Annotated in this window: 12 protein-coding genes; all 12 read left to right on the top strand. The window is 46.8% G+C overall.

What is annotated here, in order from left to right; translation table 11 throughout:
• The coding region (gene secE, locus ACN0UY_RS11770; RefSeq protein WP_417667335.1) for a preprotein translocase subunit SecE at positions 1 to 344 on the top strand (344 nt) is incomplete at its 5' end.
• Between the two features lie 3 nt (positions 345 to 347).
• A complete protein-coding gene (gene nusG, locus ACN0UY_RS11775) occupies positions 348 to 887 on the top strand; it encodes a transcription termination/antitermination protein NusG (RefSeq protein ID WP_128352225.1) in 540 nt (179 codons plus the stop codon).
• Positions 888 to 1,141: 254 nt separating this feature from the next.
• On the top strand, positions 1,142 to 1,573 hold the full coding sequence (rplK, locus tag ACN0UY_RS11780; protein ID WP_128352224.1) for a 50S ribosomal protein L11: 432 nt from the start codon (positions 1,142 to 1,144) through the stop codon (positions 1,571 to 1,573).
• Between the two features lies 1 nt (position 1,574).
• On the top strand, positions 1,575 to 2,270 hold the full coding sequence (gene rplA / locus ACN0UY_RS11785) for a 50S ribosomal protein L1 (protein ID WP_417667337.1): 696 nt from the start codon (positions 1,575 to 1,577) through the stop codon (positions 2,268 to 2,270).
• Between the two features lie 234 nt (positions 2,271 to 2,504).
• Entirely contained in the window at positions 2,505 to 3,023 is a 519-nt protein-coding gene (rplJ, locus tag ACN0UY_RS11790) for a 50S ribosomal protein L10 (RefSeq protein ID WP_128352222.1), read from the top strand.
• A gap of 53 nt (positions 3,024 to 3,076) precedes the next feature.
• Positions 3,077 to 3,451 (top strand): 50S ribosomal protein L7/L12, encoded by a 375-nt coding sequence (gene rplL, locus ACN0UY_RS11795; protein ID WP_128352221.1) that lies wholly within the window; start codon positions 3,077 to 3,079, stop codon positions 3,449 to 3,451.
• Between the two features lie 218 nt (positions 3,452 to 3,669).
• Positions 3,670 to 7,698 (top strand): DNA-directed RNA polymerase subunit beta, encoded by a 4,029-nt coding sequence (gene rpoB, locus ACN0UY_RS11800; RefSeq protein WP_417667339.1) that lies wholly within the window; start codon positions 3,670 to 3,672, stop codon positions 7,696 to 7,698.
• Between the two features lie 35 nt (positions 7,699 to 7,733).
• The gene (rpoC, locus tag ACN0UY_RS11805; RefSeq protein WP_417667341.1) at positions 7,734 to 11,978 is read left to right on the top strand and encodes a DNA-directed RNA polymerase subunit beta'; all 4,245 of its coding nucleotides are present in this window, start codon (positions 7,734 to 7,736) and stop codon (positions 11,976 to 11,978) included.
• A gap of 226 nt (positions 11,979 to 12,204) precedes the next feature.
• Positions 12,205 to 12,579, top strand: a complete 375-nt coding sequence (gene rpsL / locus ACN0UY_RS11810; RefSeq protein WP_128352218.1) for a 30S ribosomal protein S12 — start codon at positions 12,205 to 12,207, stop codon at positions 12,577 to 12,579.
• Between the two features lie 77 nt (positions 12,580 to 12,656).
• Positions 12,657 to 13,127 (top strand): 30S ribosomal protein S7, encoded by a 471-nt coding sequence (gene rpsG / locus ACN0UY_RS11815; RefSeq protein ID WP_128352217.1) that lies wholly within the window; start codon positions 12,657 to 12,659, stop codon positions 13,125 to 13,127.
• A gap of 27 nt (positions 13,128 to 13,154) precedes the next feature.
• Complete coding sequence (gene fusA / locus ACN0UY_RS11820; RefSeq protein WP_417667344.1) at positions 13,155 to 15,278, top strand: elongation factor G; 2,124 nt, start codon at positions 13,155 to 13,157, stop codon at positions 15,276 to 15,278.
• A 59-nt stretch (positions 15,279 to 15,337) separates the two neighbouring features.
• Positions 15,338 to 15,420: GTP-binding protein (locus ACN0UY_RS11825; RefSeq protein WP_002252039.1), on the top strand; the 83-nt coding region annotated here is incomplete at its 3' end.

Here is a 15,420-nt window from a genome sequence, read left to right on the forward strand (position 1 = left end):
ACGGATTAAAATGGATCGTCGCGATTGCATTACTCGCTGCCGCAGTATTGGGTAACTATTACTATGGTGACCAAATCTCTGTGCTTTACCGCGCTATTGCCGTGGTACTTTTAGTTGTTATTGCAGGTGTTATTGCTGGCCTTACAAGTAAAGGTCGCCGCTTCCGTAATTTCGCTAAAGAGAGCCGCACTGAAACGCGCCGTGTGGTTTGGCCATCACGTCAAGAAGCGACGCAAACAACAATTATTGTTGTCATAGCGACTGCGATTGTTTCATTAATTCTGTGGGGCATGGATGCGATTTTAGTTCGCGTCGTTGGCTTCTTTACCGGACTGGAGTTTTAATTTATGACTGATAAAAAACGCTGGTACGTGGTTCAAGCATTTTCTGGATATGAAAAGCGTGTTGCTGACTCACTGCGTGAGCACATCAAAATGCACGGCATGGAAGACAAATTCGGTGAAGTGTTAGTGCCAACTGAAGAAGTCGTTGAAATGAAAGGCGGCAAGCGCGCGAAAAGCGAACGCAAATTCTTCCCAGGTTATGTGCTGGTCGAAATGGCGATGGACGAAGATGCATGGCATCTTGTTAAAAGTATTCCACGCGTTTTAGGTTTCATTGGTGGTACGCAAGAGCGTCCAACACCAATCACCCAAAAAGAAGCTGACACCATTTTGAACCGTTTACAGGAATCTGTAGACAAGCCGAAGCCGAAAACATTGTTCGAGCCAGGCGAAGTTGTTCGTGTTAATGACGGTCCGTTTGCTGATTTCAACGGCACTGTTGAAAGCGTTGATTACGAGAAGAGCCGTTTAACGGTATCGGTTTCTATTTTCGGTCGCGCAACGCCAGTCGAGCTAGAATTCGGTCAGGTCGAGAAAGCATAAAGACAAAAGCGTTTTTCGTTATTCGTCCGTTACACTGTTCGTCCGTGCTTCGCACTGTTCGCGAAGTCTTCGAATAGAGAGCGAAGCGAACGTACGAACAACGAATAGCGAAGCGTACGAAAAACGCACTTCGCTTGTTGCAATGAGGGGCGAATAGGACTATAATTCGCCTCCTTTTTTATATTGGGGAGCCGTTAGAGTAAGTCATCTCTTAGATTTACGAGGCGTTTGACCCACAACCAAGAGGCTTAAACATGGCTAAGAAGTTAAAAGCTATCATCAAGCTGCAAGTAGCAGCCGGTGCAGCAAATCCGTCACCACCAGTTGGTCCAGCATTGGGTCAGCACGGTGTGAACATCATGGAATTCTGTAAAGCATTCAACGCAGCAACTGATCAGCTTGAAAAAGGCGCACCAGTTCCAGTTGAAATCAGCGTTTTTGAAGATCGTTCATTCACGTTTATTACCAAAACTCCTCCAGCAGCGTTCTTGTTGAAGAAAGCAGCCGGTATCAAGAGCGGTTCAGGCCGTCCTAATACTGAGAAAGTGGGTACAGTTACCCGTGCTCAGCTGGAAGATATTGCGAAGGTTAAAGAGCCAGACTTAACTGCGGCTGACCTTGACGCAGCGGTACGTACTATTGCCGGTTCAGCCCGTGCAATGGGCCTGAATGTGGAGGGTCTGTAAGATGGCTAAGTTAAGCAAACGCGCACGTCTTATCCGTGAGAAAGTTGAAGCTCGTGATTATGAAATCAACGAAGCAATCAACTTGCTAAAAGAATTAGCAACTGCAAAATTTAAAGAAAGCGTTGATGTATCTGTAAACTTGGGTATCGACGCTCGTAAATCTGATCAAAACGTTCGTGGCGCTACCGTGTTACCTAATGGTACTGGTCGTGACGTACGCGTTGCAGTATTTACCAGTGGCGCTAACGCTGAAAAAGCGAAAGAAGCCGGTGCTGACATCGTAGGTATGGAAGACTTAGCTGAGAAAGTTAAGAAAGGCGAGATGAACTTTGATGTTGTAATCGCTTCTCCAGACGCTATGCGCGTTGTTGGTATGTTAGGTCAAATCTTAGGTCCACGTGGCCTGATGCCTAACCCGAAAACTGGTACTGTAACCCCTGATGTTGCGACTGCTGTTAAAAACGCAAAATCTGGTCAGGTTCGTTATCGCAACGACAAAGCGGGTATTATCCATGCAACTATCGGTAAAGTTGACTTCGATAATGACAAGCTGAAAGAAAACTTAGAATCATTATTGGTTGCTCTGAAGAAAGCTAAACCTTCTTCTGCAAAAGGCCAATTCATTAAGAAAGTAAGTCTTTCGACCACTATGGGCGCTGGCGTTGCCATCGACCAAGGTTCATTGACTGCTGTATAAGGTTTTGTGGGTTGGAGCTTTGCTCCCGTCCAAGACCGCAGGTGTATCGCGGCTGATTCCTGAGAAGGAATAATCAGCGACACTTAATTTCCTGCGCAGATGGTGATATCCGACTCAGACTCTCTGGGTAAGAGATTCACCGTGACAACGTGGTAGGTGCATTATGGCCTACCTATGTGTAACGATCGGTCCAAAGTTTTTTTAAACGGCGGACCAAAAAAAGAGGTGATACTAGTGGCACTAGGTTTAGCAGCAAAACAAGCAATCGTTAAGGAAGTTAACGATGTTGCTTCAAACGCTCTATCCGTCGCTGTTGCTGAGTATCGTGGTATGGAAGTTGCGGACATGACCCAACTTCGTCGTCAAGCGCGTGAGCAAGGCGTGTATCTGAAGGTAATTCGGAACACTCTGGCAAAACGTGCATTCGTTGACACGAAGTTTCAGGACATGGAAACAGCGTTAACAGGTCCTTTGATCTACGGTTTCTCTATCGACGCACCAGGTACTGCTGCGCGTTTATTTAAAGAGTTTGCCAAAGAGAATAAGCATCTGAAAGTTACTGCTCTATCAATTGGCTCAGGCCTGATGGGTGCAGACAAGCTTGACGCTGTGGCTTCACTTCCGACTCGCGACGAAGCATTGGCGAAATTGCTGGCCACCTTCAAAGCGCCTGTTAGTAAGTTCGTTCGTACTATTAACGAAGTTCCTACTAAGTTTGTGCGTGTGTTGTCGGCAATTAAAGACGCTAAATAGAAGCGGTTTTTTAACCAATTTTTTTGTAATTTATAACCCAGGAGTTTAGAGTTATGGCTCTTACTAAAGATGATATTTTGAACGCGATCGCTGAAATGCCAGTTATGGAACTGGTTGAATTGATCGAAGCTGCAGAAGAAAAATTCGGTGTTGACGCTTCAGCTGCTGTTGCTGTTGCTGCTCCAGCTGCTGCCGGCGCTGCCGCTGCAGAAGAGAAAACTGAGTTTGATGTAGTATTGAAATCTGCTGGCGCTAACAAAGTAGCAGCTATCAAAGCAGTTCGCAGCGCAACTGGTCTTGGCTTGAAAGAAGCTAAAGACATGGTTGAGTCTGCACCTGTTGCTGTTAAAGAAGGCATCAGCAAAGAAGACGCAGAAGCACTTGCTAAAGATTTAACTGAAGCTGGTGCGGAAGTTGAAGTTAAGTAAGTTAACAAACTTGCATAACTTGGCCTTTTAGGCCTAGGGCTGGTGGCAATTTAGCCACCAGCCTTTTTGCGCTGTAAAGCATGTATCATTTTTGCCCGTTATTGGGGTGCATGCTCGCGGTGACAAAAACGGGAACGACAAGCTTAATTTAGTTTGTTTTTAACCATCGACTCCTACTCCGGTGGTTAGGGTCATCAATCAGCTAGCTGAGGAACCCCATGGCGTACTCCTACTCTGAGAAAAAACGTATTCGCAAGGATTTTGGTAAACGGCCGCACGTTCTTGAAGTGCCTTACCTGCTGTCAATCCAATTAGATTCATTTAAAAAATTCATCGAGCCGGATCCAGAAGGCAATAATGGCCTGGAAGCGGCATTTCGCTCAGTATTTCCAATTACCGCGTATTCAGGTAATTCGGAACTGCAGTACGTGAGCTATCACCTTGGTACGCCAGTATTTGACGTGAAAGAATGTCAAATTCGCGGCATTACCTACGCAGCTCCTTTGCGGGTTAAACTGCGCCTGGTTCTTTTTGATAAAGAAGCAGCGGCAGGTACCGTTAAAGATATCAAAGAGCAAGAAGTCTACATGGGTGAAATCCCATTGATGACCGAAAACGGTACCTTTGTAATCAATGGTACTGAACGGGTTATCGTTTCTCAGTTGCACCGTTCACCAGGTGTATTCTTTGACCACGACAAAGGTAAGACCCACTCATCAGGTAAAGTGTTGTATAACGCACGCGTTATTCCTTACCGTGGTTCTTGGTTGGATTTTGAATTCGACCCGAAAGATAACGTATTCGTACGTATTGACCGTCGTCGTAAACTTCCGGCGTCAATCATTCTTCGTGCCTTAGAATATGGTACTGAAGAAATTCTTGATATGTTCTTCGACACCACGTATTTCCAATTCCGTGCGAAGAAGATCTTCATGCAGCTCGTGCCAGAACGTTTACGTGGCGAAACTGCGAAGTTTGATATCAAGAACGACGATGGTGAAATCATCGTTGAAAAAGGCCGTCGTATTACTGCGCGTCATATCAACCAAATCGCAAGCCTGAACCAACCAGAAATGGAAGTTCCGCTTGAATACTTGGTTGGTAAAGTATTGGCGAAGAGCTACACCGACAAGAAAACCGGTGAAGTGATTGCAGAAGCGAACGCTGAAATAACGCTCGAATTAATGGCGAAATTACGCGAAGCGGGCTTTAAAAAGTTTGAAACATTGTTCGTGAATGACCTTGATCATGGGCCGTACATGAGCGAAACCTTGCGCATCGACTCAACCAGCAATCGTTTAGAAGCACTGGTTGAAATTTATCGCATGATGCGTCCAGGCGAGCCGCCAACCAAAGAAGCGGCTGAAACCTTATTTGAAAACTTGTTCTTCAGTGAAGACCGCTATGACTTGTCATCAGTGGGTCGTATGAAGTTCAACCGTCGCTTAGGTCGTGATGACCTGACCGGTTCAGGCGTATTAACCAAAGAAGATATCGTCGAAGTTATGAAGAAGCTCATCGAGATCCGTAACGGTCAAGATGAAGTGGATGATATCGATCACTTGGGTAACCGTCGTATCCGTTCAGTCGGTGAAATGGCCGAGAACCAATTCCGCGTAGGTTTGGTTCGTGTAGAGCGCGCAGTAAAAGAGCGCTTAAGCCTTGGCGACTTAGATGGCACCATGCCGCAAGACTTAATTAACGCGAAGCCAATTAGCGCCGCGGTGAAAGAGTTCTTCGGTTCCAGCCAGCTATCTCAGTTTATGGACCAAAACAACCCATTGTCAGAAGTCACGCACAAGCGTCGTATTTCTGCTTTAGGTCCAGGTGGTTTAACGCGTGAGCGTGCCGGTTTCGAAGTGCGTGACGTACATCCAACGCATTACGGCCGTGTGTGCCCAATCGAAACTCCTGAAGGTCCAAACATCGGTTTGATCAACTCATTGTCTACGTTCGCGCGTACCAACGAGTATGGTTTCTTAGAAACGCCGTACCGTCGTATCGACAACGGTGTGGTTACCGATGAAGTAGATTATTTGTCAGCAATCGAAGAAGGAAACTTCGTGATTGCACAGGCAAACGTTGCCTTGAACGATAAAGGTGAATTGATTGAAGACTTGGTTCCATGTCGTCATAAAAACGAATTCACCCTAATGTCTAAAGAGCAAGTTCAGTACATGGACGTTGCTCCGCAGCAGATCGTTTCAATTGCAGCAAGCTTGATTCCGTTCCTTGAACACGATGACGCAAACCGTGCATTGATGGGCTCGAACATGCAACGTCAAGCCGTACCAACACTGCGCGCTGACAAGCCGTTAGTAGGTACTGGTATTGAACGCACTGTAGCAGTCGACTCAGGTGTTACTGTTGTTGCGAAACGTGGTGGTGTTGTTGAGAAAGTTGACGCCAGCCGTATCGTTGTAAAAGTGAACGAAGAAGAAATGTTGCCTGGCGAAGCCGGTATCGACATTTATAACCTTGTTAAATACACCCGTTCTAACCAGAACACCTGTATTAACCAGACACCTACAGTAAATGTTGGTGAGCCGGTAATGCGTGGCGATGTGTTGGCTGACGGTCCGTCAACTGACATGGGTGAATTGGCATTGGGTCAAAACTTACGTGTGGCGTTCATGCCATGGAACGGTTACAACTTCGAGGACTCGATTCTGATTTCAGAACGTGTCGTTCAAGAAGACCGTTTAACCACAATTCATATTCAAGAATTGAACTGTGTGGCACGTGACACCAAGCTAGGTGCAGAAGAAGTGACTTCTGACATTCCTAACGTGGGTGAATCTGCTCTGAACAAGCTCGACGAAGCAGGTATTGTTTACGTTGGTGCCGAAGTTTCAGGCGGTGACATCTTGGTTGGTAAAGTAACGCCAAAAGGTGAGACCCAGTTAACGCCAGAAGAGAAACTTCTGCGTGCCATCTTCGGTGAGAAAGCGTCTGACGTGAAAGACAGTTCATTGCGTGTACCTAACGGTGTCACCGGTACTGTAATTGACGTTCAGGTGTTTACGCGTGACGGTGTTGAGAAAGACCATCGCGCGAAGTCAATCGAAGAGATGCAGCTCAAACAAGTTAAGAAAGACTTAACAGATGAGTTTAAGATCCTTGAAAAAGGCATCTTTGAGCGGGCGCGCAGCCTGTTGTTGGCAAATGGTTTTGATGAATCGAAACTTGCAGGCCTTGAGCAAAGCAAGTGGTTGACGCAAAACCTGAAGAAAGAAAGTGCCCAACAGCAGCTTGAACAAATTGCGCATCAGTATGAAGAAATTCGCACTGACTTCGACAATAAGTTTGAAAACAAGCGTCGCAAGATTGAGCAAGGCGATGATTTAGCGCCTGGCGTACTTAAGATTGTGAAAGTGTACTTAGCCGTACGTCGCCGTATTCAACCAGGTGATAAACTTGCTGGTCGTCACGGTAACAAAGGTGTTATCTCAACCATTCAACCGGTTGAAGACATGCCGCACGACGAACACGGCACGCCAGTGGATATCGTATTGAACCCACTGGGTGTACCATCGCGGATGAACATTGGTCAGATCCTAGAAACTCACTTAGGTATGGCTGCGCGTGGTATTGGTACCAAAATCGAAAACATGATGAAGCGCCATGCGAAAGTTGCTGAAATGCGTGAATTCTTGCAGAAGGTCTATGCTCTGGGTGAAACCCGTCAAACTGTTGATATTAACGAATTCAGCGATGACGAAGTGTTGCGCCTTGCGGAAAACCTGAAGAAAGGTTTACCGACAGCTACACCAGTATTCGATGGTGCAATCGAAAGTGAAATTAAAGACCTACTGAAACTGGCTGATCTGCCTGAATCTGGTCAGATTACCTTGTACGACGGCCGTACCGGTGAACGTTTTGAGCGTGATGTAACTGTTGGTTACATGTACATGCTGAAACTTAACCACTTGGTTGACGATAAAATGCATGCGCGTTCTACCGGTTCGTACAGCTTGGTTACTCAGCAGCCGCTGGGTGGTAAAGCACAGTTCGGTGGACAGCGCTTCGGTGAGATGGAAGTGTGGGCATTGGAAGCTTACGGTGCTGCTTACACCTTGCAGGAAATGTTGACAGTGAAGTCGGACGACGTAAACGGTCGTACGAAGATGTACAAAAACATTGTCGACAACGATCTGCGCATGGAAGCAGGTATGCCGGAGTCCTTCAACGTACTTCTGAAGGAAATCCGCTCGCTTGGTATCAACATCGAGTTGGACCAAGACTGAGACACCACCGGACGCTATTTGCCAGGAGATAAATCGTGAAAGACTTATTAAAGTTTTTAAAACCGACTAACCAGACTGAAGAGTTCGATGCAATTCGCATCGGACTCGCGTCGCCGGACATGATCCGCAGCTGGTCTTTCGGTGAAGTGAAAAAGCCAGAAACAATCAACTACCGTACGTTCAAACCAGAGCGTGACGGGTTGTTTTGTGCGCGCATTTTCGGCCCGGTAAAAGACTACGAGTGCTTGTGTGGTAAATACAAGCGCTTGAAGCACCGCGGTGTGATCTGTGAGAAGTGTGGCGTTGAAGTTACACTGACCAAAGTACGTCGTGAACGTATGGGTCACATTGAGCTGGCCAGCCCAGTTGCTCACATCTGGTTCTTGAAATCATTGCCAAGCCGCATCGGCTTGATGCTTGATATGACGTTACGTGATATCGAGCGCGTATTGTATTTCGAATCATACGTAGTAACCGAAGCGGGTATGACTGATCTTGAACGCGGCCAAATTCTTACTGAAGAAGAATACTTGGATGCGCTCGAAGCTCATGGTGACGAGTTTGAAGCGAAGATGGGTGCTGAAGCTGTATTGTCACTGCTTCAACACATTGATATTGAAGGCGATATCAAACAGCTTCGTGAAGAGCTTCCAGAAACGAATTCTGAAACCAAGCGTAAGAAAATCAGCAAGCGTTTGAAGCTGCTTGAATCATTCCATAACTCAGGCAACAAGCCAGAGTGGATGATCTTGAAAGTGCTACCAGTATTGCCACCGGACTTACGTCCTTTGGTACCGTTGGATGGTGGCCGCTTCGCAACCTCTGATTTGAACGACTTGTATCGCCGTGTGATTAACCGGAACAACCGTCTTAAGCGTCTACTTGACCTTGCGGCGCCGGACATCATTGTGCGTAACGAAAAACGTATGCTGCAAGAAGCAGTTGATGCGTTGTTGGATAACGGCCGTCGTGGCCGCGCTATTACCGGCACCAACAAGCGTCCGCTGAAATCTTTGGCAGACATGATTAAAGGTAAACAGGGTCGTTTCCGTCAAAACCTGTTGGGTAAACGTGTTGATTACTCAGGCCGTTCAGTAATTACTGTTGGTCCTAAGCTGCGTTTACACCAGTGTGGTTTGCCGAAGAAAATGGCACTGGAACTCTTCAAACCATTTATTTATGGCAAGCTTGAAGGCCGTGGTTTAGCGACCACCATTAAAGCTGCTAAGAAAATGGTAGAGCGCGAAATTCCAGAAGTTTGGGACGTGCTTGACGAAGTAATCAAAGAACACCCGGTTATGCTAAACCGTGCACCAACGTTGCACCGTTTGGGTATCCAGGCGTTCGAACCAGTACTTATCGAAGGTAAAGCAATTCAGTTGCACCCACTTGTGTGTGCGGCCTATAACGCTGACTTCGATGGTGACCAAATGGCGGTTCACTTACCATTAACGCTAGAAGCGCAGCTTGAAGCGCGCGCGTTGATGATGTCAACCAACAACATTTTGTCACCAGCAAGTGGTGATCCAATTATCGTACCTTCACAGGACGTTGTATTGGGTCTGTACTACATGACACGTGAAAAAATCAATGCGAAAGGCGAAGGTATGGCGTTTAAAAACGCGAAGGAAGCTGAAAAAGCTTACCGTACCCAATGTGCCGAATTGCATGCACGCGTAAAAGTACGTATCACTGAAACGCTTACTGATGAAGAAGGCGTAACAACGACAACGACAAAACTTTATGACACCACTGTGGGTCGTGCAATTTTGTCTTTGATTCTGCCTTTAGGTATGCCGTTTGACATGATCAACCAGTCAATGGGCAAGAAGCAGATCGGCCGTTTGTTAAACCGTTCTTATCGCGACTTAGGTTTGAAACCTACGGTTATCTTTGCTGACCAAATCATGTATACCGGCTTCCATTACGCGATGATCGCGGGTGCGTCTGTTGGTATTGATGACATGGTTATCCCAGCCGCGAAGAAAGACATTATCGACGCTGCAGAAGAAGAAGTTGCTGAAATTCAGGAACAATTCGAGCAGGGCTTGGTAACCGCGGGTGAGAAGTACAACAAAGTTATCGATATTTGGTCGACCGCGAACGAGAAAGTTTCTAAGGCAATGATGGACAACTTGTCGAAAGAAACCGTTATCAACGCGAAAGGCGAAGAAGAACAGCAAGACTCGTTCAACTCGGTCTATATGATGGCTGACTCTGGTGCTCGTGGTAGCCCAGCGCAGATTCGTCAGTTGGCCGGTATGCGTGGTCTGATGGCGAAGCCAGATGGCTCCATCATCGAAACGCCAATCACCGCAAACTTCCGTGAAGGTTTGAACGTACTTCAATACTTCATCTCAACTCACGGTGCGCGTAAAGGTTTGGCCGATACCGCATTGAAGACAGCGAACTCAGGTTACCTGACACGCCGTTTGGTTGACGTTGCACAAGACGTTGTAATTGTTGAAGACGACTGTGGCACCGAAGATGGTTTGTTCATCAAACCGTTGATTGAAGGTGGTGACGTTGTAGAACCATTGCGTGAACGTGTATTGGGTCGTGTAGTTTGTGACGACGTAATGATGCCTGGCAGCGAGAAAGAAGTTCTGATTCCGCGTAACACATTGTTAGACGAAAAGATGTGTGACGTGTTGGAACAAAACTCTGTTGACCAAGTTAAAGTTCGCTCGGTTATTACCTGTGACACTGACTTCGGTGTTTGTGCGAACTGTTACGGTCGTGACCTTGCTCGTGGTCACTTGGTTAACCAAGGTGAAGCAGTGGGTGTTATTGCTGCTCAGTCAATCGGTGAGCCAGGTACACAGTTAACCATGCGTACCTTCCACATTGGTGGTGCTGCATCGCGTGACTCTGCTGCGAACAACATTCAAGTTAAAAACAACGGTACGTTGAAGCTTCATAACGCCAAGTATGTAGAAAACAGTGACAGCCATTTGGTTATCACCTCGCGTTCTACAGAATTGACGCTAATTGATGAGTTCGGTCGTGAGCGCGAGCGCTACAAAGTACCTTACGGTGCCATCCTCAAGAAAAATGAAGGTGACACGGTCGACTCTGGCGAAATCGTTGCTAACTGGGATCCGCACACGCACCCAATTATCACCGAGGTAGCAGGTCGTCTGAAGTTTGTCGATTTAATCGACGGCGTAACCATGACCCGTCAAACCGACGAACTGACAGGCCTCTCAAGCATCGTTGTGCTTGAAACAGGTCAACGTACCAGCGCCGGTAAAGACATGCGTCCAATGGTTAAATTGGTCGACGCGAAAGGTAAAGACGTGAACATCGTTGGTACGGATATGCCAGCGCAGTACTTCTTGCCAGGTAACGCGATCATTAACCTTGAAGACAATGCTGAAGTGAAAGTTGGTGATACGGTTGCACGTATTCCGCAAGAAGGTTCAAAAACTCGCGATATTACCGGTGGTTTGCCGCGCGTTGCCGACTTGTTCGAAGCACGTCGTCCGAAAGAGCCAGCTATTTTGGCAGAAGTCTCAGGTACTGTTAGCTTTGGTAAAGAAACCAAAGGTAAACGCCGCTTGATCATCACCCGTCCAGAGGGTGGCGATCATTACGAAGAGATGATTCCGAAGTATCGTCAGCTGAACATCTTCGAAGGTGAACAAGTGACTAAAGGTGAAGTTATTGCCGATGGTCCTGAAGCACCGCATGATATCTTGCGTCTACGTGGCGTAAGCGCATTAGCGAACTATATCGTGAACGAAGTGCAGGAAGTTTACCGCTTACAGGGCGTTAAGATTAACGATAAGCACATCGAGACCATCGTGCGTCAGATGCTGCGTAAGGCGATTATCTTGAACCCAGGCGAAACTGAGCTGCTTGAAGGCGAAATGATGGAGCTTTCAGAAGTACTTGCTGCGAACGTGAAAGCGGAAGCAGAAGGCAAAGTACCATCAAGCTATGAGCGTCAATTGCTAGGTATCACCAAAGCTTCATTGTCGACTGAATCGTTCATCTCTGCCGCGTCGTTCCAAGAAACGACACGTGTATTGACCGAAGCAGCTGTACAAGGCAAGCAAGATCCACTACGTGGCTTGAAAGAGAACGTTATCGTGGGTCGTTTGATTCCTGCCGGTACCGGTTTTGCTTACCATCGTGAACGTGCGCGCAAGCGTGCCGAAGCATTGGCTGGCAGTATCGAAGCACCGCGTTTGACTGCAGAAGAAGCAGAGCAGCAACTTGCTGACGCTTTAAATGCAGGAAATGATGCAGCGGATAACGGCGATAAGTCTGAATAAGCAGTCGCTTAGCAGCACTCAAAGTATGGAAAAAGGCCGGTCGAATCATCGACTGGCCTTTTTATTTCCGTCGCTTTTCCTTGACAGTCCAATTATTGACCATTAAAATTCGGCCTCCCCATATTTGGGCGTTAAGCCCGTGGTTTGCTTTTAGCAGGCTAAAAATAAGGGGAAATTTGGATTTTTCATTCTGTTGAGCGACATCAACATAAGTCAGGAGTAATGAATGGCAACAGTTAACCAGCTGGTGCGCAAAGGTCGTCAAAAGCCGGTTGTGAAAAGCAACGTACCGGCACTTGAGGCTTGCCCACAAAAACGCGGTGTATGTACCCGTGTTTATACAACCACCCCAAAGAAGCCAAACTCTGCACTGCGTAAAGTATGCCGTGTACGTTTGACTAACGGTTTCGAAGTTTCTTCGTACATCGGTGGTGAAGGTCACAACCTGCAAGAGCACTCTGTCGTATTGATTCGCGGCGGCCGTGTAAAAGACTTGCCAGGTGTTCGTTATCATACAGTTCGTGGTGCTTTAGACTGTGCAGGCGTAAATGATCGCCGCCAAGCTCGTTCAAAGTACGGCGCAAAACGGCCAAAATCTTAACGGTTCTCCGTTAGTAAGGCCAAACTGTTCATTAGAAAGTTTTGGGTAATAACCTGAATTAATCGGAGAATATTGAGATGCCAAGAAGACGCGTCATAGGTCAACGTAAAATTTTACCAGATCCTAAGTTCGGATCAGAGTTGTTGGCTAAGTTCATAAATGTCGTCATGGTTGACGGCAAAAAATCTGTCGCTGAAAACATTATTTACGGTGCGTTAGACATCCTGACTGAGAAGTCGGGTAAAGACCACCTTGAAATTTTTGAAACTGCGCTGGACAACGTTCGTCCTACTGTCGAGGTTAAATCTCGTCGTGTTGGTGGTTCAACCTACCAAGTACCAGTAGAAGTACGTCCTGTTCGCCGCAATGCACTGGCTATGCGCTGGTTAGTTGATGCTGCGCGTACTCGGGGTGAAAAATCCATGGCTCAGCGTCTGGCAGGTGAAATGCTAGATGCATCAGAAAATAAAGGCTCTGCTGTGAAGAAGCGTGAAGACGTCCACCGTATGGCCGAAGCGAACAAAGCGTTCGCACACTATCGCTGGTAAATTCACAGTTAACCCAAAGAGGAATTTATGGCTCGACAAACATCGATTGAGCGCTACCGTAATATCGGTATCTGTGCTCACGTAGACGCAGGTAAAACAACCACCACTGAACGTGTGTTGTTCTACACCGGTTTGTCTCACAAATTAGGTGAGGTACATGACGGTGCAGCGACTACCGACTGGATGGAGCAAGAACAAGAGCGTGGTATTACTATTACCTCTGCTGCTGTAACTGCTTTCTGGAAAGGTATGGACCAGCAGTTCCCTGAACACCGTATCAACGTTATCGATACTCCAGGACACGTTGACTTCACTATCGAAGTTGAACGTTCACTGCGTGTACTTGATGGCGCTGTAGTGGTGTTGTGTGCATCTTCTGGTGTACAGCCGCAAACTGAAACAGTTTGGCGTCAGGCGGACAAATACGAAGTACCACGTATGGTATTCGTAAACAAAATGGACCGTGCTGGTGCAGATTTCTTGCGCGTAGTAGGCCAAATCAAAACCCGTTTAGCAGCGGTTCCTGTACCAATCCATTTACCGATTGGCGCGGAAGACCACTTCAAAGGCGTTATTGATTTGATCAAAATGAAAGCTATCAACTGGAATGAAGAAGACCAGGGTATGACTTTCAGCTACGAAGAGATTCCAGCAGAACTACGTGAAGAAGCAGATGCGTATCACGCAGAGCTTGTTGAAGCAGCCGCTGAAGCTAACGAAGAGTTGATGAACAAGTACCTTGAAGAAGGTGACTTGACTGAAGCTGAAATCAAAGCTGGTTTGCGTTCACGTACTCTGAACAACGAAATCATTTTGTGCCTATGTGGTTCTGCATTTAAGAACAAAGGTGTTCAAGCAATGCTTGACGCGGTTATCGAATACTTACCTTCACCAACTGAAGTTAAGGCTATCCGCGGTATTCTTGACGACGAATCTGAAGGCGTGCGTAAGTCATCTGATGACGAGCCGTTCTCAGCATTGGCGTTTAAGATTGCAACTGACCCGTTCGTAGGTACTTTAACCTTCTTGCGCGTTTACTCGGGCGTTCTGTCTCAGGGCGACACCGTGTATAACCCAGTGAAGAGCAAGCGCGAGCGTATCGGCCGTATGGTACAGATGCACGCAAACGACCGTAAAGAAATCAAAGAAATCTTGGCGGGCGACATTGCAGCAGCTATCGGTTTGAAAGATGTAACTACCGGTGACACCTTGTGTGACCCGAACAACATCATCACGCTAGAGCGTATGGAATTCCCAGAGCCAGTAATCTCTGTTGCTGTAGAGCCAAAAACTAAAGCTGACCAAGAAAAAATGGGTATTGCTTTAGGTAAATTGGCTGCAGAAGATCCATCGTTCCGCGTTAAAACTGATGAAGAATCAGGCCAAACCATTATTTCTGGTATGGGCGAGCTTCACTTAGACATCATCGTTGACCGTATGAAGCGTGAATTCAAAGTTGAATGTAACGTTGGTAAACCACAGGTTGCGTACCGTGAAACTATCCGCCAAGCAGTGGAAGTTGAAGGTAAGTTCGTACGTCAATCAGGTGGTCGCGGTCAGTTTGGTCACGTTTGGTTGAAAATTGAGCCAATGGAATTTGACGCAAACGATGATGACGCGCCGAACTATCAGTTCGTGAACGAAATCGTTGGTGGTGTAGTACCGAAGGAATACATCCCTGCGGTAGATAAAGGTATCCAAGAGCAAATGCAGAATGGTGTAATTGCTGGTTACCCAGTACTTGGCGTGAAAGCGACCTTGTACGATGGTTCATACCACGATGTCGACTCATCAGAAATGGCATTTAAGATCGCAGGTAGCATGGCATTTAAGAAAGGTGCCCAACAAGCTCGCCCAGCGCTTCTTGAACCAATGATGAAAGTTGAAGTAGTTACCCCTGAAGACTTCATGGGTGACGTGGTTGGTGACTTGAACCGTCGTCGCGGTATCATCGAGGGTATGGAAGATGGCCCTGGTGGACTGAAAGAGGTACGTGCACAAGTTCCATTATCAGAAATGTTCGGTTACGCTACTGACCTGCGTTCGCAGACTCAGGGCCGTGCATCTTATGCAATGGAATTCTTGAAGTACGCTGAAGCACCAAACAACATTGCTGAGCAAGTTATTTCTGCTCGTCAAACTAAAGATTAAGTAGAGTCTGGTCCGGTTCTTTAAGGGACCGGACTTTTAACTTAAGTTAAGGAAAAGTCATGGCTAAAGAAAAATTTGAACGTTCCAAACCGCACGTTAACGTAGGTACAATCGGCCACGTTGACCACGGTAAAACTACTCT

The sequence above is a fragment of the Pseudidiomarina sp. genome, assembly GCF_048268165.1.
In the GTDB taxonomy this organism is placed as follows: Bacteria; Pseudomonadota; Gammaproteobacteria; order Enterobacterales; family Alteromonadaceae; genus Pseudidiomarina.

What these genes read in the sequence shown, in the direction of transcription:
- rpsL (WP_128352218.1), top strand. Translation starts at nt 12,205, where the DNA reads ATGGCAACAGTTAACCAGCTGGTGCGCAAAGGTCGTCAAAAGCCGGTT.
- rpsG (WP_128352217.1), top strand. Translation starts at nt 12,657, where the DNA reads ATGCCAAGAAGACGCGTCATAGGTCAACGTAAAATTTTACCAGATCCT.
- rplL (WP_128352221.1), top strand. Translation starts at nt 3,077, where the DNA reads ATGGCTCTTACTAAAGATGATATTTTGAACGCGATCGCTGAAATGCCA.
- fusA (WP_417667344.1), top strand. Translation starts at nt 13,155, where the DNA reads ATGGCTCGACAAACATCGATTGAGCGCTACCGTAATATCGGTATCTGT.
- rplK (WP_128352224.1), top strand. Translation starts at nt 1,142, where the DNA reads ATGGCTAAGAAGTTAAAAGCTATCATCAAGCTGCAAGTAGCAGCCGGT.
- rplA (WP_417667337.1), top strand. Translation starts at nt 1,575, where the DNA reads ATGGCTAAGTTAAGCAAACGCGCACGTCTTATCCGTGAGAAAGTTGAA.
- nusG (WP_128352225.1), top strand. Translation starts at nt 348, where the DNA reads ATGACTGATAAAAAACGCTGGTACGTGGTTCAAGCATTTTCTGGATAT.
- rpoB (WP_417667339.1), top strand. Translation starts at nt 3,670, where the DNA reads ATGGCGTACTCCTACTCTGAGAAAAAACGTATTCGCAAGGATTTTGGT.